This is a genomic window from Winogradskyella sp. (genome assembly GCF_028289625.1).
In the GTDB taxonomy this organism is placed as follows: Bacteria; Bacteroidota; Bacteroidia; order Flavobacteriales; family Flavobacteriaceae; genus Winogradskyella.
The window spans coordinates 12,480-36,789 of record NZ_JANQOM010000040.1; the positions used below are offsets into that span (position 1 = coordinate 12,480).

Sequence of the window (24,310 nt, forward strand, 5' to 3'; positions counted from 1 at the left end):
CAGTATGACCCACCTTCGCTCGCCGAAGCTTTGTCAGAAGCGAAGGCGAGCTTTTTATTTTACTTCTATATTCTTCGATTAGAATGATGGAAGGCGAGCTTCGGCGGGTCAAGCCCACAGTATGCTAAATCAAATCCAAAATCCGTTCTAAGGCCATACCTCTTGAGCCTTTAATCAACACCGTTGTATTTTCAAGATTTAAGCTTCCGAGCATCGGTTTTAAATCTTCAAAGTTTGCAAATTTTTGAGCGGAGTGGTGGTGTGTTTCGGTTTTACAAAAGTTTTCACCAATTAAGTAAATGTGTTCTTCAAAATTAGCTTCAGCAAAATCAACAATGGCTTGGTGTTCTTGCTCTGCTTCATCACCTAATTCAAACATATCGCCTAAAAAAAGATATTTGGTGTCGGCTTGTAATTGCTTTAAGTTTTTAAGTGCGGCCAACATACTTGTTGGATTGGCATTATAGGCATCTAAAATAATTTGGGTCGTGTCTTTTTTTATGATTTCAGAACGGTTGTTCTTGGGTTGATAGTTTTCAATGCCTTTCTTAATTTGCACAGCAGATACTTTAAAATGGTGTCCCATAGCCACAGCTATGGCCATATTACCATAATTGTAATCACCAATAAGCTGACTGTCGATTTCTTTACCGTCATATTTTAAAGACACAAATGGATTGGCTTTTGTAAATTCTACAACACAATCGTTGTCAGCATCTTTGCCAAATGTTACTGTATTTGGATAATTGCCAATCTGTTTCATCTGCTTAGAGTCATCCGTATTTATAAAAACAGTTTTGCTGTCGTTCCTTAGATAATCGTATAATTCAGACTTTCCTTTGATAACGCCTTCAACACCACCAAAACCTTCTAAATGGGCTTTGCCAAAATTGGTAATGACGCCATAGTCTGGCAGTGCTATATTCGATAAAAACTCTATTTCCTTTTGATGATTTGCTCCCATTTCTATAATACCAAAGTCTTGGTCTTCTGTAAATGATAACAATGTGAGCGGGACACCAATATGATTGTTGAGGTTGCCTATCGTGGCCCTAACATTATAGGTGGTTACTAAAACAGCATAAATCAATTCTTTTGTGGTGGTTTTTCCATTACTTCCGGTTAGGGAAATAATAGGAACCTTAATGGCATTTCTATGGTATGTAGCTAATTGCTGTAGGGTAGTTAATACATCATTAACTAAGAAGCAATTGGCATTTATAACAGCCTTGTCATCATCAATCACACAATATTTAGCACCATTTTCAAACGCTTGACTTACAAATTGGTTACCATCAAAGTTGTCGCCCTTAAGCGCAAAATACATGGCATCCTTGTTAATTTTCCGTGTATCCGTGGAAACGGAAGAACTAGCTTTAAACTTTTGATATAATGTCTCTATGTCCATGGGCTTAAAAATAAAAAAGTCCTGATAAAAACTTATCAGGACTTTTAAAATATTAATACAATTTCGGTGGCTTAGACTGTTGAAGTCTAATTGCGTCTCTTTTGTGATTTCACGGATTTTGAACCTACTCTAGATACTGCACATCTAAATCCGATATAATCCGTTGCCATATCTTGAGGGAAATAACGACGTTGCGCAGGGTCAATCCAGTAAGCTCTGTCTCTCCAAGATCCTCCTTTAAAGACTCTTACTTCATCATTGATAAGGGAGGTTCTATTGTTGGATTTATCATATCCCCTAATCATATTCCCATCTGTAGAATCCATTTCAACTCTGTGCTTAGGTGAGTTGTACATTTTTCTAGTGACATCAACTCTATCTTCACCTTCGTCAAAATTTTCTCTGTAATAACGTGATGAACGCTTGTCACCATCTCTAAAGTTTCTGTTGTCACTCTTATCAAATTGTGTTCTTAGATAAGTGTCTTGGTCATCAACAGGTATTTTTGCGATTTCACCTGGAAGGTTTCTAGCGATGATTTTACCATTGCTTAAGGTATCATATACAATTTCATCGACAGTAACAACTTTTACGGTACCATCTTCATTTAAGGCATTTTTAGTATACACATTACCTCTATAATAGTTGAAGTCATTAAACTCGTCATCAACAATAGGACGATAAACGTCAGCAACCCATTCTGCTACATTACCTGCCATGTCATATAATCCATAATCATTAGGTTGATAAGATTTTACTTCAGCAGTAATGTCCGCACCATCATCAGACCAACCGGCAATTCCGCCATAGTCACCTTTACCTTGCTTAAAGTTGGCTAACTGATCTCCACGGTTAACACGCTTACCAGATCTTGTGTATTGGCCATCCCATGGGTATTTTTTACGTCCTCTATAAACATTATAGCTTCTTATTTCGCTCATCCCTAAGGCAGCATATTCCCATTCAGCTTCAGTTGGGAGCCTATACTTTACCGGAATTAAGCCAGATTCTCTATTAGCATACACATTAATTGGATTACCTTCTGCATCGGTTTGCTGTCTTCTTCTACCACCTTCTAATACTTCAGAATTTCCGCCGTAGGTTTGTGTCGGAGCATTAATATATGTATCGACATCAAAAGTACTTTCTGCATTTAAATCGGTAAGGTGAGCATCTCGTTTAATATAACCTGCTTCTTGTAAGGACATCTCAGCCACACGGTTAGATCTCCAGTTAGCATATTCAACAGCTTGGATCCAACTTACACCAACAACAGGGTAATTGGCATAACCTGGATGACGCAAGTAATTTTCTGTCATCATCTCATTATATCCTAAACGATTTCTCCAAACTAATGTATCTGGAAGTGCTCCTTTATAAATTAGAGCATAATTAGGATCATCTGGTGGATAAACACTCTTTAAATAGTGTAAATAATATAAATAATTAATATTAGTCACCTCACTCTCATCCATGTAAAATGATTGAATGTGTTGTTGGTTTGGAGTATTATTCCAGTCATGCATTGGGTCGTCCTGTACTTTACCCATTGTAAAAGTTCCGCCTTCTATAAATGCAGTACCAGGAGGTGTTTCTTGCTCTTTAAAATTAGTGTTGTACTGGAAACCACCATTTTTGTCGTTGATTTTCCAGCCTGTAGCACTATCTACATTACCAGAATTAGATGAACGCTTACAGCTAACTATGCTAGCACAAAGCGTAAATGCTATTAAAAATTTGAGGTTTGAGACATTTTTCATATCCATATGTTTAAGTAAGCTCATTAAATTTAGTTTCGCAATATAAGAATTAAAGGTAAACTGACAACTTTTTTTTGCTTGAAAATTCAAAAAAATATGCATTTCATCCTTTTTTTTATACACAATAACGGATTTTTGGCAATTTATCGAGGTATTTTGCTCTTTAATAACGGGTGCCAAAATAAATTATTGTTGTATTTTTGAAATAAAAAATAGAGCCTTATAATAACATAAAAATTTAGGCGTTATTTTACTGTGAATTTAGAGCTTTAATGTCGGGTTAGCGATATCCTAATAGTTTTGAATTTACTGCATACCAAAAACCACTAGAATCTTAAATGAAAAATTGCTACATTTTTATTTCAATGTTATTGACCTTATTCTGTTTTGGGCAACAAAAACAGTTTAATATTGAATGGAATGGGGAAACGGTACTGGAAACTGCTTTTGAAAAAATTACGGTTCCAAGCTTTGATGCTAAACATTTTAATTTTGATGATGAAAAAGGCTTGACGTTTTTCGCTCAATGGGAAAGTAATGGCGGATTTGTTGATGAGAATACAGTAACCGTATCAAATATCTCTTATGAGACCATTAGCCAATCCGAGCTTAAGAATTTAAATCCACAACTTATCCCTGATGAAATTAAGTACCGACTTGTAAATACGAAAGCCAGAAACAAAAGCGCCTATTATTTTGAAATAAGTCCCATTATTAGGGATAGAGGTATTTATAAAAAAGTTAAGTCCTTTACTGTAAATTATTCCACAGGGTCCAGTAGGTCATTTACACCTAAGACTTCAGAAATCACGAATTCAGTGTTAAGCACAGGTGATTGGTATAAATTTTATATTGAGGAAACAGGTGTTTTTCGATTAACCAGAGGATTTCTAAACAGCTTGGGGATTAACACCAACTCCGTTGACCCTAGAACCATAAAAATATATGGTAACGGCGGAAGGATGCTGCCATTATTAAATTCTGAGAATTATCCATTTGATGTTGTTGAAAATGCCATAAAATTTGTAGGTGAAGAAGATGGTAGTTTTGATAATGGCGATTATATTTTGTTTTATGGTGAAGGGCCAACTACATATAGTCAAGAGAGTCAAACCAATTTAAATTTATATACCGATAAGACCTATTATTATGTAAATGTCAGTTCAGGTAATGGTAAAAGAATTCAAGCCATGCCAAATATCGATGCACCTACCGATATTATAATTGACACTTTTCAAGACTATCAATTTTATGAAGTTGATGAACATAACTTGGCAAAATTAGGAAGGCGATGGTTTGGTGATGAATTTGATATTGAGAATCAGCGTGTGTATAATTTCCAGTTTCCAAATTTGGTGACTAGCCAACCGGTTCGTTTTGATATTGCTGTTGGCTCAGTTTCCGAGACATCTGGTACTACTATGGGCATTACTATCAACGGTAATTTTGTGTCTAGTTTAAATTTAGGTGTTATCAATCCTGGTTCAGTATTAGGAACATCGGCTTCGTATGGTGAAAACCTAACTATTTCTTCTGATTTAATAACAGTTACTTTAGACTATAGCAATAATGGAAACCCTTCAGCTAACGCGTATTTAGATTACATTAATATTGAAGCTACAAGAGCTTTAACATATGCAGGTGATCAATTGATTTTTAGCAATAGGGAAGTTATAACAACCTCAGGAATTGCAGAATATAATTTGTCTAATGCATCAGGAGTACAAGAAATCTGGGATGTCACCGATAGGTTTAACGTTACAAATTTTTTGAATTCAGAAAGCCAAAGCACAATATCCTTTAAAGCTTTATCAGGTGAAGAAAGAACCTATTTGGCATTTTCGTCTGGTAATTTTCTACAGCCATCCAGAGACTCTGATACAAGATTAGCTAATCAAAACTTAAAAGGAACGATTTTTAATAATTCTCAGGGAGCTTTTGAGGATATTGACTATATCATTTTATCACCAGCACAGCTTTTATCACAAGCAGAGCGATTAGCAGAAATCAATAGAAATTTATACAATCTTAATGTTAGGGTAGTTGATCTTCAAACTATTTACAATGAGTTCAGTACTGGTAGTCAAGATATAGCTGCATTAAGAAACTTTGTGAAGTACGTCTATGATAATGCAAGTATTCAAGCTGAAAGATTAAAATATTTATGTCTATTTGGGGAAGGGTCCTACGATTATAAAGACAGAATAAATAATAATACCAATTTAGTACCATCTTGGTATTCTACAAGTAGTTTTAGTCTCACCAATTCATTTGTTTCTGATGATTTTTATACTATGATGGACGAAAACGAAGGCTCAATGGGTAGTGCTGATAGAATGGACATAGCCGTTGGTAGAATCTTGGCAGAAGATCTTCAGCGTGCGAGAGAAATGGTAGATAAAATAGAAGCCTATCATCAACCTGAAGCTTATGGAAGTTGGCGCAATAATGTACTTCTTATTTCTGATGACGTTGATGAGTTATGGGAACGAATCTTACAAGAAACGACAGATGGTTTAGGTACAGAAATTGAAACGGAGAAACCATTTTTCAATGTCATTAAAATCCATTCAGATGCCTTTCAACAGGAATCATCTTCTGCAGGTGATAGGTATCCAGAAGTTAATAAAGCTGCTAGGGATGCAATAGAAGTAGGAGCCAGTGTGGTAAATTACTTTGGACACGGTGGTGAAAATGGACTAGCTAAAGAGCGTATTTTTGATATTTTTGATGCTCAAGAGATTAATAACATTTGTAAGTTTAATCTATTTGTCACTGTAACTTGTGAATATACCAAATTCGATGACCCAAATCGACCTACAGCTGGTGAGTTTACGTTTTGGAATAAAAATGGTGGTGCTATAGCTTTATTGACAACCACTAGACAAATCTTTGTAACTACAGGTGTTACTTTTAATAATGTATTAGACGATTATTTATTTGCTTTTGGATCCAATGACTATCCGACTATCGGTGAAGCATTACGTTTAACAAAGACGGATAATAGTTTAGGCAGTTCATCGCAAAAGCGACTGGTTTTTTTAATTGGAGATCCAGCCATGAAGTTAGCGTTTCCTGAGCCAGACATTAGGTTAACGAGAGTGAATGATGTAGATATCACACAACCTATCGATACCCTGCAAGCCTTAAGTTATACCAAATTAGCTGGCGAAGTGGTAGATACTAACGGTAATTTACTTGCAAACTATAATGGTACTTTAACGGCTACAGTATATGATAAAAGGATAGAACGACAGACCTTGGCAAATGATGGAGTTTCCGACAACAGCGGTCAAGTTATCTTAGATTTTACAACTCTTGGTGAGATTATTTTTAGAGGTCAGGCCAGTATAACCAATGGACAATTTGAGTTCGATTTTGTAGTGCCTAGAGATATTATTATTCCTGTAGGTAATGGAAAAGTAAGTTTTTATGCACAAACAACTAATCCATTGTCTAACCAGGCAGGTGCGAATTTTGATATTCAAGTCGGTGGAATAAATGAAAATGCTCCAGAAGATAATATCGGGCCAGTCATTAATCTATTTATGAATGACGAAAACTTTGTGTCTGGTGGTATAACCAATGAATCACCTAATTTACTGGCCAAGTTACAAGATGATAACGGAATAAATACGGCAAGTGGTATCGGCCATGATATCACGGCCATTATTGATGGTGATGAAACCAATCCCATAGTACTGAATGACTACTATCAGGCTAATATAGATGACTATACCAACGGCACCGTAACTTTCCCCTTTAGGGATTTAGAGCCTGGGCTGCACACACTAACTCTAAAGGCCTGGGATGTTTATAATAATTCCTCTACCTCAGAGATTCAATTTACAGTATTCGATAAAGACGAGGAGTTAGTTATTAATAATGTTCTAAATTATCCTAACCCTTTTGTCAATTACACAGAGTTTTGGTTTAATCATAATAGTGTTGAGCCTTTGGATATTTCGGTGCAAATATTTACAGTTTCTGGGAAATTGGTAAGAACATTGAATGGACAAACAACAGGTGGAAGTAAGTCTGTAAGTTCGTTATCTAAAGACATTGTTTGGGATGGTAGGGACGATTTTGGAGATAAAATCGGAAAAGGAGTCTATGTCTATAAACTAAAAGTGAGATCTAACCGTTTAAATAAGCAAGTTGAAAAGATTCAAAAACTTGTCATACTCTAATAATAAACTATATTTGCTAGCTGTTTAACGTTAAACACATAGCATTAAGAACTTAATATTCAATATGAAGAAATACGTATTAATCCTTGTCGCTTTAATAATATTCAATTTTTCTTTTGCTCAAGAAACCATAACATTCCCTGATCAATCTTCTGTAATTACTACTGGTGTTCCATTTATGCTAATTGCGCCAGACGCAAGGTCAGCAGCGATGGGAGATATGGGTGTAGCTACATCAATGGATGCATATTCCCAACAATACAATCCAGCAAAATATGTATTTTCCGAAGCAAAATCTGGCGTGAGTTTAAGTTATACACCATATTTAAGTAGATTAGTAAATGATATTTCAATAAGTTACGCTACTTATTATAACAGATTAAATGAATTCAGTGCGGTTTCTGCCAGCTTTAAATATTTTAGTTTAGGTGAAATTACCTTAACACAGGGTCAAGACGATCCTGGTATTAATGTTCAACCAAACGAGTTAACTGCAGATATAGCTTATACACTAAGGCTTGCCGATCAATTTGCGATGTCTGTGGCAATACGCTATCTAAGATCGGACTTAAGAATAGATCAAGTGGATCCGAATGCAGATGCTGCAGGTTCTTTTGGTGCTGATATAACCGGATATTATCAAAGTGAGGAAGAGGCTTATAATGATTTTAATGGACGTTGGAGGTTAGGATTTGCCATTCAGAATCTTGGTCCCAAATTTAGCTATGATGATGGTGGAAGGGAAAATTTTCAACCTACAATTTTAAGACTGGGTGGAGGCTTTGATTTTATATTTGATGAATACAGCAAATTAGCTGTTACTGCTGAGGTCACTAAGTTATTGGTGCCTACGCCACCACTATTCGGATTTGTAGATAGTAATGGTGATGGAGTCCAAACTGAAGATGATCCAAGTACACCTGATGTAAATGAAAATGAACCAACCATTATAACTCAAGGACAAGATAATGATGTTAGTTTTTTAAATGGGGTGTTTCAATCTTTTGGTGATGCACCAGGTGGATTTAGCGAAGAACTGAGAGAATTTACTTGGGCTTTAAGTGCAGAGTATACCTATCAAGAAAACTTTGCGTTTAGGGCAGGTTACTTTAATGAAGCTGAAGATAAAGGTGCACGTAGGTTTTTTGGCTTAGGTGCAGGATTTAAGTACACCACAATCAATTTGGATTTGTCCTATTTATTCTCGGCATCGCGAGTGCAAAGTCCGTTAGAAAACACATTGCGTTTTTCATTGACGTTTAATTTTGGAGATGGAGAATATGATGAATATTAGAAACAAATAAGTAAAGTATTTTAAAAACTATTGTCTCAAAAGCAATAGTTTTTTTGTCTAAAACAGATTTTGAAATATGAAGGAAGTAAGTATTGAAACTAAGCTGCAAGTTTTTGATGATGTTAGTGATCTTCCTGATAATGTTCAGAAATTAATGGCATCTGCTGCAGAAGCTAGGGATAATGCCTATGCGCCCTATTCAAAGTTTAAAGTTGGCGCGGCCATTTTGTTAGACAATAACGAGATTATTACAGGTAGTAATCAAGAAAATGCCTCTTATCCTTCGGGCCTATGTGCCGAACGTACAGCAATATTTTACGCAGGTGCAAAATATCCTGATGCTAAAATGCTTATAATGGCGCTTACAGCTTCCTCAAATAATCAAGTAACAGATAAACCAATACCACCATGTGGTGCGTGCAGACAAGCAATTGCTGAGTACGAGATAAAGCAAGATTTACCTATAGAGATTTATTTTATGGGTGCCACGGGAAAGGTTGTGAAATCAAACTCATTGGCAAATTTATTGCCATTAGGTTTCGATAGAAGTTTCCTATAACGTTTTCGTTTCAAAATTTACAATTTTCGGTTTTTTGGTTATTGACTAATATCTTATTTTTGTTATTCTGATTAAAAAGAACGAATCAAAAAAATGCAAAAGATAACTAAAGAAGTTTACCTAAAATGGTACGAGGATATGCTGTTTTGGCGTAAGTTTGAAGACAAACTCGCCGCAGTTTATATTCAACAAAAAGTTCGTGGATTTCTTCACTTATATAATGGACAGGAAGCAGTTTTAGCAGGTGCTTTACATGCCATGGATTTAACCAAGGACAAAATGATTACAGCTTATAGAAATCATGTTCAGCCTATCGGTATGGGTGTTGATCCAAAGCGTGTGATGGCAGAATTATTTGGAAAAGCAACTGGAACATCCCAAGGTTTAGGTGGGTCCATGCATATTTTCTCTAAGGAATATCGATTTTACGGTGGCCATGGTATCGTAGGAGGTCAAATACCTCTAGGTGCTGGTATAGCCTTTGGTGATAAATACCACGGTAGTGATGCGGTTACCTTATGTTGCTTTGGTGATGGTGCGGCCAGACAAGGATCGCTTCATGAAACGTTTAATTTGGCGATGCTCTGGAACTTACCGGTAATTTTTGTCTGCGAAAATAATGGTTATGCTATGGGTACTTCTGTAGAACGTACGGCAAACCATACAGACATCTGGAAATTAGGTTTAGGTTATGAAATGCCATCAGGTCCGGTAGATGGGATGAATCCTGTAAAAGTAGCAGAAGCTTTTGATGAAGCTATACAGCGTGCAAGAAAAGGCGGTGGACCATCGTTCTTAGAAGTTAAGACCTATAGATACAGAGGACATTCAATGTCCGATGCTCAACATTATAGAACTAAAGATGAAGTGGAAGAGTATAAGAAGATAGATCCAATTACTCAAGTTAAGGATGTTATTTTAGAAAAGAACTACGCTACTGAAGACGAAATAAAAGACATAGACAAACGTGTTAAAGCACGTGTTGCCGAGTGTGAAAAGTTTGCTGAAGAATCTCCTTACCCGGAAATAAATGTGATGTACGACTCAGTTTACGAACAAGAAGATTACCCATTTATACCACATAAATTATAAGCTATGGCAGAAGTGATTAATATGCCGCGTTTAAGTGATACCATGGAAGAAGGTACCGTAGCGGCTTGGCTAAAGAAAGTTGGTGATAAGATTGAAGAAGGCGATATTTTAGCTGAAATTGAGACCGATAAAGCCACCATGGAGTTTGAATCTTTTTATGAAGGCACGCTTTTACACATAGGCGTTCAAGAAGGAGAAACCACAAAAGTAGATCATTTATTGGCAATTATTGGTGAAGAGGGAGAAGACATTTCTTCATTGTTAAACGGAAACGCTGAAGTACAAGAATCTGATGCCATTCCAGAAGGAGAAGATTCCATTGCAGATGTTTCTGATGTTGATTTTGATGAATCTTCAGAGGAACTGCCAGAAGGTGTTATTGTCGTAACGATGCCTCGTTTAAGTGATACTATGGAAGAAGGTACTGTAGCGACTTGGTTGAAAAAAGTTGGTGATGAGGTTGAAGAAGGAGATATTTTGGCCGAGATTGAAACCGACAAGGCTACTATGGAATTCGAATCTTTCCAATCAGGGACATTGCTTCATGTAGGATTGCAAGAAGGAGAATCTGCAAAAGTTGATGCTTTATTGGCTATTATAGGGCCTGCAGGTACAGATGTGTCCAATGTTGCCAAAAACTTTAAGGCAGGAAGTGCTGAGCCAAAGCCAGAGCCAAAGACTTCAGCTAGCTCAGCCAACAAAGAAGAAAAGCCCGTTGAAGCTCCAAAAGCTATTGAAGCTAAATCAGAAGCTGTAGCGTTTGCAGCGCCTGTTACAAGTGCTAATGGTAGAATTTTTGTTTCTCCATTAGCCAAGAAAATGGCAGCAGAAAAAGGCATTGATTTATCGCAAGTTAAAGGTTCGGGGGAAAATGGCCGAATCATTAAAAGGGATATTGAGAGCTTTACACCTTCGGCTGCAACTCAATCTTCTGCTCCGGTTGCTAAGTTTGTGCCTTCGGGTCAAGAAGACTTTGATGAAGTTCCTAACTCAAATATGCGAAAGGCAATTGCTAAGAATTTAGCCAAGTCTAAATTCACAGCTCCGCATTATTATCTAAATGTGGAATTTGATATGGAGAATGCTATCGCGTTTAGGGCACAGTATAATTCTATACCTGATACTAAGATATCTTACAACGATATGATTGTAAAAGCTTGCGCCTTAGCATTAAAGCAACATCCGCAAGTAAACTCGCAATGGTTTGATGATAGAATGAAGCTCAACAATCATGTACATATCGGAGTTGCTGTAGCAGTGCCTGACGGTTTGGTAGTCCCTGTTGTGAAATTTGCTAACGAGCAGAGCTTAACGCAAATAGGAGCAGCTGTAAAAGAATTCGCTGGTAAAGCAAGAAACAAGAAGCTAACCTTGGATGAAATGGAAGGAAGTACGTTTACTATTTCTAACTTAGGTATGTTTGGTATAGAGAGTTTCACTTCCATTATTAATCAACCTAACTCAGCGATTCTATCGGTTGGAGCTATAGTATCCAAACCAGTGGTAAAAAATGGTGAAGTGGTTCCAGGTAATACAATGAAACTCACGATGGCTTGTGATCATAGAACGGTTGACGGAGCTACGGGAGCACAATTCCTCGAAACTTTAAAAGGCTACATTGAGAATCCGATAACTATGCTTGTATAAGAAAATATTAAATAAGTAATAAATTAAGAATCCTATTTCAATCCATTGAAATAGGATTTTTTATCTTTAAACCCAAAATATTCCAACGTGAAAAAAACGCTTTTACTTGTTACTGTTACACTATTATTTTCTTGTGGAGTCCAACAAAAAAGCGCGGATGAAGAAGGTTCAAAAAAAATAACCATCACAGTAAGGGACATTCAAGAGAGTATGGAATTTCTAGCTTCTGATGAATTGGAAGGACGTGCAACAGGAACTGAAGGTATAGAAAAGGCAGCCGTTTTTATTGAAAATTACTTCGAAGAGAATAACATCAAACCTTACTTTGAGACCTATAGGGATTCCTTCAATATTGGAGAAATCGTTGGTTATAATATTGTAGGTATGATTGAAGGTAACGACCCAGAACTGAAAAATGAATTTGTAATTCTTGGTGGTCATTACGATCACATAGGAAAGGGGAAAGAAGTTGATGGAGATAGTATTGCCAACGGTGCTAACGATGATGCTTCAGGAACTGTTGCTGCCATGAAGTTTGGTAAATATTTTGCCAAATCAAAAACCACTAAGCGTAGTATTCTGATTACTTTGTATGCAGCAGAAGAAATGGGTCTCAAAGGATCTGCACATTTAGCCGAGCGATTGAAGAACAAGGGGTTGGATGCTTACACTATGATTAATTTTGAAATGATTGGTGTACCAAGGGCAGCAGACAAGGCTATGGCGTACATGAGCGGTTATAATCGCTCTAATTTTGCACCAACATTAAATAAATATGCAGGTGAAAAGATTTTAGGCTTGTTTCCAAAGGCGCAACAATTTAAACTATTCTATAGATCGGATAATTTTCCGTTTTACCAGGCTTTTAACATGCCAGCGCATGCGATATCTACCTTTGATTTCACCAATTTCGACTATTATCACCATGTTGATGATGAGCCTGATAAAATGGATTATGAGCACATGACAAGTTTTATAACTAAAATGATTCCTGCATTAGAAGGTATGATGAATGCACCAACTAAAGAAGTAGTATTGACAGAAGATGAATAAAAATATAATTATAACAGGAACGAGTAGAGGTATTGGGTTTGAATTGGTAAAGCTTTTTGCAAGTCAAGGACATCATGTTTTGGCATTGTCAAGGAATGCCAAACCTATTCAATCATTAGATTTAAGTAATGTAAAATCTTTTGAGTGCGATTTATGTGCCATTGAAGATTACACTAGGGTTGAAGCATTCATTTCAGAAGAGTGGAAGCACGTAGATATACTTATAAATAATGCTGGTACATTACTAAATAAACCTTTCTCTGAAACCACTATTAACGATTTTGAACAGGTTTATAAAACCAATGTTTTCGGTGTTTCAGAAATGACTCGGGTCGTGCTTCCATTTATGAAAAATGATAGCCATGTCGTTACTATAAGTAGTATGGGAGGTATACAGGGCAGTATGAAATTTCCGGGTTTAGCAGCTTACAGTTCTAGTAAAGGTGCTGTAATAACGTTAACAGAATTGTTGGCCGAAGAATATAAAGAAACAGGTCCACAGTTTAATGTATTGGCCATAGGAGCTGTACAAACCGAAATGCTAAAAGAAGCCTTTCCAGATTATCAGGCACCAACAACGGCTTTAGAAATGGCCATGTATATTAAGGACTTTGCGCTTACGGGTAACAAGTACTACAATGGTAAAGTGCTTCAAGTGTCTAATTCTACACCTTAAAATCTTTTTTAGGATTAATTTGTCAATATTTTGAAAGTAATAGTCCACAATTATTTTTTTGTTTATCTTTTCCGAAAATTATTAGTATACATTTGAACAACTTTAGAGGTATGGTATTGTTCATGGCTATATTTTCGTTTATAGCCGTGAGTGCACAGTGTAACCTACAGGAAACCATAGTTATTTGTGACATGACACAAATAGATGGTGATAACGATGGCACACCAGACGGAATCATTAACTTATATGATGAATATACTAATCTTACCGGTAACACCATACAAGCAGGTACATGGTTTGATCCAAATTTTACTTTTGCGTTAAATGAAAATACGGGTGATTTATCTCTTTGGGACTTAAACGAATCATCAACATCTCCAACCGATTATAGTTTTGAACTTACCAATAGTAATTGCGGTTCGGCAGATGTTGCATTAACCATTAATTTGGTTCTTGGGCCCTTTTCGGGTATAGCTTTGCCAACAAATTTAGATGGTGTCAACGTGCAGGTTTGTGATCAAGGATCAACACCTGTGGATTTATGTATTCCATTACCAGATATGGATCTTTTTGAGGCCTTGGAATCTTTGCCTAGTCCTCATGCAAATGGACAATGGATGTATGAGGGCAGTAGTCCTAATTTTAATGGTATTAATGGGTCTGAATTATCTGTCACTGTTCCTTATGCTCCAGGCCCTCCTTTAGTAGATGAAGAAACGTTTGAGTTGGTTTACAGAGTCCAAGGCATTGCACCATGTGACCTTGTTCAGGAAACCAGAGTTAAGATTTCTGTAGTTCGACAGGTGTTTTCAGGATTAGCCCAAAATCAAAGGGTTTGTGAAACATCAATCTTAAATGGAGATTTTGATAATGATATAGACCTAACCGATGACCAATTTTTATTTCTGGAAGACATAGAGGGAACTTGGGAAATGGATATGTTTGGTCAGGTGACTTCCCTAGGAGATTCAGAAATAAATATCAATGATATCTACCAACAGATTGTAACCAATAATCCCAGATTTGGATGTGTAGATATTGATTTTACGTATGCTGTAGAACAACGGTCCGGTGTTTGTGAAGACGCTTCTACGACCATTAGTTTTAAACTTTACGAATATTTAAGACCTTTCTCTCAGGATAATTTCCCAGAGTTCTGTGAAGATGATTCGTCTTTGCCTGCAACAATTAATCTCTACGATCAGTTAGCATTTACAAGCGAAAACGGTGTTCTTTTCGATTATCCTTCAAACGCCTGTACACAATGGAGTTTGGTTTCAGGTCCTTCAGACTTAGGTCTGGTAACTAATGGTGGAGGTTGTACACCAACTCCCGGATATTCGTATCTTGGACAGGTTAATTTAGTTGGAGCAGAACCTGGAACTTATACTTTTAGATATACGGTAAGCCCAGAAGTCAATTGTAATCCAGATAACTTTACGGCTGTCGATTATATAGACGCATGTACTTCAACTCCAGATCTTACTGGCTTTTGTGATGCGGAATCTGCTGAGGTGGTTATAGTCATCTATCCCAAGAATTATGCAGGGGAAGACACTATTGGGCTTTCCTTTTGCGAAACTGATCTTGGTAGTTCAATCGATTTAATTACGTTATTAAATACCAACGGTATTGATGATCCCATATACGTTGGGCCATTAGGAAATTGGTTCGATTTGGATACAGGTAACCCAGTTACCAACCCTTTTGTTATTCCAGAAATTAACGATCAGCAGACATTCAATTTTGTTTATTCTACAATGACACCTAACAATTGTTTGGATAGAGCAGACCTTTCATTTACAATCTATGAGCAATATCTATCTGGGACTGATAATGCTGTACAAGTGTGCAACGATGAATCCGCCTTCAATTTATTTGATTTATTAGGAAGCGATGTTAGTACTATTGGCAGTTGGGCAGGACCTAACGGATTTGTTGCCACGACTAACGACGTATTTTTCGACCCATCATCATTTGATGCTGGCGACTATATCTATACAGTTCCTGATAACGGTGACGCTACTGTTTTTTGCACTGGCAGCCAAGCTATAGTGACCGTTTCAGTTGTTCAAAATGCCAATGCAGGAATGGACATGCAAACCATGGTTTGTAGATCAGATCTTCAAGTCGATTTACTCAATGTACTAGATGCTTCTGCAGATTTGGGTGGAATCTTTGAGGATATCGATAATACAAATGCACTTAATGGGAGTATAGTCGATGTTTCTTTGTTAGATGAAGGCGATTACAATTTTCAGTATACCGTACAAGGAGATTCACAATGTAACGCTTCAATGGCAATCCTAACGGTAAGCGTTATGGATGTCGAAGCTCCAAATGCGCAAAACCAAACTTTCTGCCTCACAGATGCTGCAACTATTACGGATTTAGAAATTTTAAGTTCAGCCTTTGATTTTAATTGGTACGATACCCCAGAATCCACGGATATTTTACCATTGGACTTGCTCTTGGTAAATGGAGAAGATTATTATGTTTCTGCATTAGACAGTGATGGGTGTGAATCTGCTAGAACTCAAATTACAGTTACCTTACTGCCTTTTAATGATAGCACCTGTGACGATTGTGAAATTAACGATGGTATTTCAGATAACAACGATGGCGAAAATGAAGTACTGGATTTATGTAATTTGCCAGACATCTTTCCAGCTTATGAAATTGAGATATTTAACCGTTATGGCACTTTGGTTTTTAGAGGCAATAATAGCACAGGATTATTTGATGGTACTTCTAACGTGTCCTTAACTATAGGAAATCGACTCCCGTCTGGGACTTATTTCTATGTGTTTAACCCAAATGATGGCATAACCGACGCATTTCAAGGAAGCCTATATTTAAGTAGATGAGAGCAATAAAATGAAAATAAGACTATACTATATTTTAATCTTTTTTTGCTGCACTACACTATATGCGCAACAAGAACCACATTACACACAATACATGTATAATATGAGTATTGTTAATCCTGCATATGTGATTAATGAACCAAGTTTTGTTGAGGTGGGTACACTATATCGTACTCAATGGGTTGGTATCGACGGTGCACCTAGAACAGCCAACGCCTTTGCTAATATTCCCTTAAGTGATAAAATAGAGATAAGCCTTAACTATCTTAATGATGAAATAGGAGATAATATAAAACAAACCGAAAACATGTTTAGTGTGGATTTTGCTTATAAAATTAAGCTTAACGAGACCCTAAATATGTCTTTTGGAATGCGAGCGGGTTTTGATCATCTGAGCACAAATGTTTTTGAAAGTAATGTGAGCGGTGATTCTTTTTTTGATAATACGCAGAAGACTGTTCTTAATATAGGTGCAGGAGTGTTTATGTTTCACGAAGATTATTACGTAGGTCTATCGTCACCAAACTTATTACCGAATGAAATAGATGCAAACAACGATGTGTTTTACCAAAATGAACTTCATCTGTTTCTTATCGGTGGTTACGTTTTTGACATTAATAGTGATTTAAAACTGAAACCCTCAACAGTTGTGAAGTATGTTAATGGTGCGCCATTATCCTTTGATATTTCGGCAAATGCGTTATATCAAGAGAAGTTTGAATTAGGTGTGTCTTACAGATATGATGATGCCTTTACAGCTATGGCAGGTGTAGAAGTATTTACAGGTTTAAGATTTGGTTATGCGTACGACTTTAATACCAATGCGCTTAATGACTTTAATAACGGCAGTCACGAATTTATCTTAACCTATCGATTTGATGTCCTGGGATTAAGTAAAAAGTATTCATCTCCGAGATTCTATTAATATGTTAAAAAAAATTATTTTATTCATACACTTGATAGCTGTTTCGCAGTTTGTGTTTTCCCAAGGAAAATCCAGAGCAGATCGCTTTTTCGAAAAAGGAGATTATATCAATGCAGCAAAGTATTATGAAATTGATTTAGAAGATGAAAACCATAAGAAAGATCTGGAGAATATAGTCATCTCTTATTATAATATTTTTGAATACAGAAGGGCGTCACGTTATTTAAGACAATTGGTTAATGGAAGATTTGTAGAGACAGACAAAGCCTATGATAACGAGTTCAACTTTAAATTCTATCAGGTATTATCGGCTTTGGGCGATTATGAAAAAGGGCTTGATTATTTAAAGCTTTACAAAGAGAACAATTCAAAATCTTTTAATAAAGAGGAGACTATAAATACCATTGAGGATTTTAGACTCATGGATTCTGATTATAAGATTAAATTGGCAGATTTTAATTCGTTGGCATCAGATTTTGGTGCCGTTCGTTTCAACGATCGTGTATACTTTACCTCCGACAGGGAAGACAATGCAAATGCATTATTTGAAAAGAAATTTAAATGGACACAAAGACGATTTTTAGACCTATATTCCATTAAAGTTTCAGAAAAGAATGAATCTCAAGGCGCAGCGTTAAAATTATCGGAGACTATTAATTCTAAATTCCATGAGGGTAACTTTTGTTTTAGTAAGGATGGCAAAACGCTATATATATCCCGAAGTAATGTCACAAAAGGTAAAAAGGAATTTGACGACAGTAAAAACAATAATATCCATTTATACCAATCAAATTTTATTGATGGTGAATGGTCAGAACCAGAAAAATTGTCCTTTAACAAAAAAGAATTTTCTTATCAACATCCTGCATTAAGCCCAGATGGAAAAAGATTATATTTTTCTTCGAACCAAGAAGGCGGTATCGGAAATTTCGATTTGTATTATGTTGATATCAATGCAGACGGTAACTTTAGCGAACCTATAAATTTGGGACCGACTGTTAATACCGAAAATAGGGAACATTTTCCCTTTATAAATAGTGAAGGCCACCTATTTTTTTCTTCAAATGGCCATTTAGGTTTAGGGATGCTAGACATCTTTGTGTCGGAGTTTGTGAATAATGAATTTACCCGACCTATAAATCTTGGAGCTCCTATCAATTCTCAATATGATGACTTTAATTTAAATTATTACAACAATACTCAAGGTTTCTTTGCTTCAAACAGAAAGCGAGCAGACGACAATATTTATAGTTTTAATCAAACAGGTGAGATTTTTATTAGGGAATACATTAATAAGTTCGTAATAAGGGATAAGGAAACAGAACAATACGTGCCAAATGTTTCCGTTACTTTAGCGGATAAAAGGGGAAATAAAATTTATGAGAATGTATTAGACTCAATAGCGCGTTTTAATAAAAACCTCTTGGCAGGCAATTATGTATTAAATGCTACTAGCGAAAACTATAAAGAGGGTGCATTAAGGCTAAAGGTTTTGGAAGAGCAAGATCAAGAGCATATTTTATTACTTAATAAAATACCGCCTCCGCCACCACCAGATCCCGTAGAAATTATAATTGCCGAGAAAAAAATCGATGAGGATTTAAAAGAAGAGGATCCTAAACGTTTCGAAATGCTTACGGACATTGAAGGTCCGCCTATCGTAGAAAAGGACGGTAAATTGTTCTTTGAGCTAGAGCCTATTTATTTTGATTTCGATATGTGGAATATCCGCGAAGACTCTAAATTAGTATTAGATGAATTGGCCAAAAAGTTAGAGCGTTATCCAGATATCTACATTAAAATCAGTGCCCATACGGATAGTAGAGGTACTGCGCGTTATAATCAAATTCTTTCAGAGAAGCGTGCTGAGTCTACAAGAAACTATTTAGCATTGGTTGGCTACGTCAATGCAAGACGCATTAAATTTCAAGGATTTGGTGAACGTTTCCCGATTGTGGAATGCCCCGACAATGATTGTACAGAAGAAGAGTTTCAATTGAATAGACGCAGCGAGTTCGAAATCGTTGAATATTAGACTTCGTAAATTCAACAGCTAATATGTCCAAATACAAGTGTATTATTTTCGATTGTGATGGGGTTTTAGTAGATAGCGAGCCATTAAGCAATCAGGTTATGGTAGAATTGGCCAACGAGCTTGGTGCAAACATAGATTTAGACTATGCTTATCAACACTTTAAAGGAAATTCATTTCAGAATTGCTCAAATCAAATTTCGGCATTAATAGGGAAAGAAGTACCAAAGGATTTAGAGCTTCAATACAGGCAACGTTCTTCGGAAAAATTCAAGGCCGAAATTCAACCCATCGATGGTGTAAAAGAGTTATTGAGTAATTTAAGTATTTCTTATTGTGTGGCCTCAAGTGGTCCTAAGAGTAAAATTCGACTTAATTTACAACTCACAGGGTTGCTGCCTTATTTTGAAGGAAATATTTTCAGTTGTTATACTATTCAAAAATGGAAACCAAATCCAGCAGTATTTCTATGGGCAGCAAGGACCATGGGATATGATTCAAAGGATTGTTTAGTGATAGAAGACAGTCTAACAGGAGTTGAGGCAGCGGTAAATGGAGGTTTTGATGTATTTGGATTTACCGCTCACGATTATAAGGACGAATTACAGAAAAAAGCGACCAAAACTTTCAAAAGTATGATTAGGTTACCAGAATTATTAGATTAAAAGGGTAATTTCTATATTTATGAAAAAATAGGGTTTATGCTAAGAAAATTATTCTACTACAATTTTTTCCTTTTTTCCTATCTACTTACAGTAATGACTACTTTTATAAGCTATGCGCAAACTTTTGATCGTGTAGAAGATATTGTTGGCTTAGGTGTGTTAGAGGACAATAACGGAGTTGCCGTTGCAGATTATGATGGGGATAATGATTTAGATATTTTTGTTGTTGCCAAAGCAAAGGATAATCCACAAAATCCCCGAACAATAAGCCGATTATTTCGTAATGATAACGACGGTTCATTTACAGATGTAACTCTAATAGCGGGTTTTACAGATTTGTATACAGATAGTGATTCAGATGATTTTTTGGGATTAGCAGGCTTTAAATATGGGGCTTATTGGGGGGACTATAATAATGATGGTTTCCCGGATTTGTTTATGACCTTTCTAGACAGGGTGCAATTATGGCGTAATCAGGGAGATGGTACATTTACCAATATAATACAATCTTCAGGAATCACTGAGGTCAATGGATGCGGCAATACGGGTGCTACATGGTTTGATTATAACAATGACGGTTTTTTAGACCTCTTTATTGCTGATTGGCAACGCTGTGGTCAAAATAAACTATATCTTAATAATGGCGATGAGAGCTTTCAAGCTATTGGTGAGTCGACAGGTATATCTAGCACTGAAAACTATGCTAGTTTTGTTGGGTTACCATTTGATTTTAATACAGATGGGTTTATCGATTTATACGTAACTAACGATGTACACCATCCCAATGAATTGTTCATTAACCAAAATGGATTTAGTTTTTTAGACGAGGCTGCTAACTATAATATAAATACTACGGGTGAGGATATGGCCATTACTATAGGTGATTATAACTTAGATGGTGATTTCGATTTTTTTATAACAGCAATAGATTTAAACTTTTTGCTAACAAATAATGGTGATGGAACATTTACTGAGACCGCATCAGATTTTGGTATTAATAATACCTTGTGGTCTTGGGGCACTAAGTTCTCTGATTTCGATTTAGATAGTGATGAGGATTTGATCATTGTAAACGGTTATTTTTTACAAGATAGAGCAAACGAACCTAATTTTTACTTCAAGAATTTGTTTGCAGAGGGACAAGCCACGTTTCAAGATATCTCTACGAGTTTAGGTTTAGATGAATTGGGAACAAGTGTTGAAGCCTTGGATTTTGATTACGACAATGATGGAGATATAGATTTATTGGTTACTAACAGTAATAAAGAATGCTTTTTTTATGAAAACAGGCTTTTAAATTTTGATGATACCGAGACGTCCCAGAACTGGCTGAAAGTCCAATTGGAAGGAACAACATCAAATCGAGATGCCATAGGGACAACCTTGACCATTACTACGGCCAACGGTATCCTTAAGCGTTATTATTCTGGTGTCGGGTTTTTGGGTCAGAGTTTGCAGGGCGTTCATTTTGGGCTTGGTAATGCCACGGAGGTCCTTAGTCTGGAAGTTAAATGGCCTTCGGGTGTATCAGATATTTATAATAATATAGGTACCAATAAAACCATTAAACTAACCGAGGATGTCGATTTGGAAGTATTGGACATCCTACCGAGCCAAAAGATTTATGGTTGTACAGATTCGGTTTCGTGTAATTATAATCCAGATGCTGTTCTAGATGATGGTTCTTGTGCTTATTTGCCATCTCAAGATATTGTTGGCAATACAAGTTCTTCATTTTTAAGGACAGAGACCTATACTTATAACATTTCTCCTGGTTCCACAGTTCATTGGCAAGTTATGGGAGGAGAAATATTAGAGGGTGAAGATACTGACACGATTTTAGTGAGATGGCATTTGGAAGAAACAGGTCGTGTTTCTGTAATTGAGTCAGACAATCAGTGTTCAAGTTTGGTAGTGGCTATTGATATTAATTTAGGTGTAGGCAATTTGCCTGAAGATATATCTATTGCTAGACTCTGGAATGAAGCCCTATTGGAAGCTATTAGGGATGATTTTGCAAGACCGACGGTACACGCCAGAAATTTATTTCATACCAGTTTGGCGATGTATGACATTTGGTCAATTTATGATGATATGGCAACGCCTTATCTCATTGGAAATACTGTAAATGGTTATTCAAGTGCATTAGAAGATTTTATCCCAAGTGAAGACTTAGAGATCTCTGTAAATAAATCAATAAGTTATGCAATGTATCGTCTTTTGTCGCATCGTTTTCAAAACTCGCCTGGTGTCGATGAAACACAGTCACGATTAGATTTGTTAATGGATAGACTTGGTTATAATACAAATTTCATATCGTTGATGTATGAAGACGGAGATGCAGCCGCCTTTGGTAATTTTGTAGCTCAGACAATCATAGATTATGGTTTGCAAGACGGGTCGAGGGAGGCTACTGGATACGACAATGCTTATTATGAACCTGTTAATCAAGCTTATGCACTTGATATTAACGACAATCCACCTATTAATGACCCAAATCGATGGCAACCTTTGGGCCTCGACACCTTTATAGATCAAGGTGGTAACCTAGTAGATGGCAACGTACCGCCGTTTTTAAGCCCGGAATGGGGAAATGTGTTTGGATTTGCCTTAAAGGAAGAGGATATGGTGGTATATGAAAGAGATGGGAATAATTACAATGTTTTTCATGATCCATCACATCCACCCTATATAAGTTTAACCGAAGATAATACTGATAGTGACCATTATAAATGGGGATTCACTATGGTATCTGTTTGGCAAGCACATTTAGACCAAACTGATGGTGTGATGTGGGATATTTCACCTAATTCAATAGGTAATGTGGATATTAGTACATTTCCAACCAATTATTCAGATTACCCAAGTTTTTATGATTATTTCAATGGTGGATCCAATAGTAACGGTCATGCCTTAAATCCCATAACTGGAAGTCCTTATGAAGTAAATATGGTGCCGAGAGGCGACTATGCCAGAGTTCTTGCTGAGTTTTGGGCTGATGGGCCTGATTCAGAAACGCCACCTGGCCATTGGTTTACTATATTAAATTATGTAAACGATCACCCTTTATTTGAAAAACGATTTGAAGGTGTGGGTGAAATATTAAATCCATTAGAATGGGATGTTAAGGCCTATTTTATTCTTGGTGGTGGTATGCACGATGCCGCAATTTCTGCTTGGAGTGTAAAGGGATGGTACGATTATATTCGCCCTATTTCAGCAATACGTGCTATGGCAGAGCGTGGTCAGAGCACTGATAACACCTTACCAAATTATGATCATGGTGGAATACCATTGATAAATGGTTATATAGAAGTTGTTGAGATGGATGATCCATTAGCTGGGTCTGCCAATCAGCATGTTGGAAAGATAAAGCTTTACACTTGGCGAGGTCATGATTTTATTGATGATACAGAAACAAATCAAGCTGGAGTAGGATGGATTCTGGCTGAAGATTGGTATCCATATCAGCGCCCTACTTTTGTTACGCCGCCCTTTGCAGGCTATGTTTCGGGACATTCTACATATTCTAGGACCGCTGCAGAGTTAATGACCATGATGACAGGGAGTGAATTTTTCCCAGGTGGTTTAGGTGAATTTGTGGCAAAGGCCAACGAGTTTTTGGTTTTTGAAGATGGCCCTTCGGTGGATGTAGTGTTGCAATGGGCAACCTATAGAGATGCTTCAGACCAAACCAGCCTTAGTAGAATTTGGGGAGGTATCCATCCACCAGCGGATGATATTCCTGGACGCTTTATTGGACAGGCTGTTGCAGAGGATACTTTTGATTTTGCTGTACCTTATTTTAATGGTTCGTTGAGTATCGATGAGCATAAACAACCAATGACTCTTTATCCAAACCCAACAACCCATAGAGAGATTTATATCACTAATACCAATGGTGCGGAGAACATAGAGGTCTTTGATATTAGCGGCAGAAAAATAGATTTGGCGAACAGAACCCACAATGGCAGTATTACAAGGTTGGAATTCGGGAATACGGCTTCGGGCCTTTACGTGTTGAAAATTGATAATACTTCAAAGATGATTGCAGTGAATAGGTAACACCTTATCACTTAGATTCGATGTAAAATTCTTTCATTTTTTATAATTCCTCCTTAAATAACTTTTAGTCGATTTTT

14 protein-coding genes are annotated in these 24,310 nt (G+C 36.6%); 12 read left to right on the forward strand and 2 right to left on the reverse strand.

The annotated features are described in order from the left end of the window. Positions 1–124 precede the first annotated feature (124 nt). Together murF and gldJ are read right to left on the reverse strand one after the other, a co-directional pair. Positions 125–1,408: a UDP-N-acetylmuramoyl-tripeptide--D-alanyl-D-alanine ligase gene (gene murF / locus Q0992_RS08750; protein WP_299522578.1), complete on the reverse strand. Its 1,284-nt coding sequence runs from the start codon at positions 1,406–1,408 to the stop codon at positions 125–127. Positions 1,409–1,494: 86 nt separating this feature from the next. Further along, positions 1,495–3,174: a gliding motility lipoprotein GldJ gene (gene gldJ / locus Q0992_RS08755; protein ID WP_299522741.1), complete on the reverse strand. Its 1,680-nt coding sequence runs from the start codon at positions 3,172–3,174 to the stop codon at positions 1,495–1,497. Positions 3,175–3,506: 332 nt separating this feature from the next. Between gldJ and porU the strand changes: the two genes are divergently transcribed. The 12 genes from porU to Q0992_RS08815 all read left to right on the forward strand — a co-directional run bounded on the left by porU (position 3,507) and on the right by Q0992_RS08815 (position 24,233). Then, a complete protein-coding gene (gene porU, locus Q0992_RS08760) occupies positions 3,507–7,358 on the forward strand; it encodes a type IX secretion system sortase PorU (protein ID WP_299522580.1) in 3,852 nt (1,283 codons plus the stop codon). 64 nt (positions 7,359–7,422) lie between these two features. Beyond that, entirely contained in the window at positions 7,423–8,652 is a 1,230-nt protein-coding gene (porV, locus tag Q0992_RS08765) for a type IX secretion system outer membrane channel protein PorV (RefSeq protein WP_299522583.1), read from the forward strand. A gap of 76 nt (positions 8,653–8,728) precedes the next feature. Beyond that, positions 8,729–9,211 carry a cytidine deaminase gene (cdd, locus tag Q0992_RS08770; protein WP_299522586.1) on the forward strand — a complete coding sequence of 161 codons (483 nt, stop codon included), beginning with the start codon at positions 8,729–8,731 and terminating at the stop codon, positions 9,209–9,211. 93 nt (positions 9,212–9,304) lie between these two features. Beyond that, on the forward strand, positions 9,305–10,303 hold the full coding sequence (gene pdhA, locus Q0992_RS08775) for a pyruvate dehydrogenase (acetyl-transferring) E1 component subunit alpha (protein WP_299522589.1): 999 nt from the start codon (positions 9,305–9,307) through the stop codon (positions 10,301–10,303). Positions 10,304–10,306: 3 nt separating this feature from the next. Further along, on the forward strand, positions 10,307–11,950 hold the full coding sequence (locus Q0992_RS08780; RefSeq protein ID WP_299522591.1) for a pyruvate dehydrogenase complex dihydrolipoamide acetyltransferase: 1,644 nt from the start codon (positions 10,307–10,309) through the stop codon (positions 11,948–11,950). An 87-nt stretch (positions 11,951–12,037) separates the two neighbouring features. Beyond that, positions 12,038–13,003 (forward strand): M20/M25/M40 family metallo-hydrolase, encoded by a 966-nt coding sequence (locus tag Q0992_RS08785; protein ID WP_299522594.1) that lies wholly within the window; start codon positions 12,038–12,040, stop codon positions 13,001–13,003. Further along, positions 12,996–13,679, forward strand: a complete 684-nt coding sequence (locus tag Q0992_RS08790) for an SDR family oxidoreductase (RefSeq protein ID WP_299522597.1) — start codon at positions 12,996–12,998, stop codon at positions 13,677–13,679. The genes Q0992_RS08785 and Q0992_RS08790 overlap by 8 nt, the downstream gene beginning before the upstream one ends. A 92-nt stretch (positions 13,680–13,771) precedes the next feature. Beyond that, positions 13,772–16,546, forward strand: a complete 2,775-nt coding sequence (locus Q0992_RS08795) for a gliding motility-associated C-terminal domain-containing protein (RefSeq protein ID WP_299522600.1) — start codon at positions 13,772–13,774, stop codon at positions 16,544–16,546. 10 nt (positions 16,547–16,556) lie between these two features. Then, a complete protein-coding gene (locus tag Q0992_RS08800) occupies positions 16,557–17,471 on the forward strand; it encodes a type IX secretion system membrane protein PorP/SprF (RefSeq protein ID WP_299522603.1) in 915 nt (304 codons plus the stop codon). Position 17,472: 1 nt separating this feature from the next. Next, positions 17,473–19,506, forward strand: coding sequence for an OmpA family protein (locus Q0992_RS08805; protein WP_299522606.1), 2,034 nt, complete (start codon positions 17,473–17,475; stop codon positions 19,504–19,506). Between the two features lie 23 nt (positions 19,507–19,529). Next, positions 19,530–20,168: an HAD family phosphatase gene (locus Q0992_RS08810; protein ID WP_299522609.1), complete on the forward strand. Its 639-nt coding sequence runs from the start codon at positions 19,530–19,532 to the stop codon at positions 20,166–20,168. 93 nt (positions 20,169–20,261) lie between these two features. Then, a complete protein-coding gene (locus Q0992_RS08815) occupies positions 20,262–24,233 on the forward strand; it encodes an FG-GAP-like repeat-containing protein (RefSeq protein WP_299522612.1) in 3,972 nt (1,323 codons plus the stop codon). Positions 24,234–24,310: the final 77 nt, after the last annotated feature.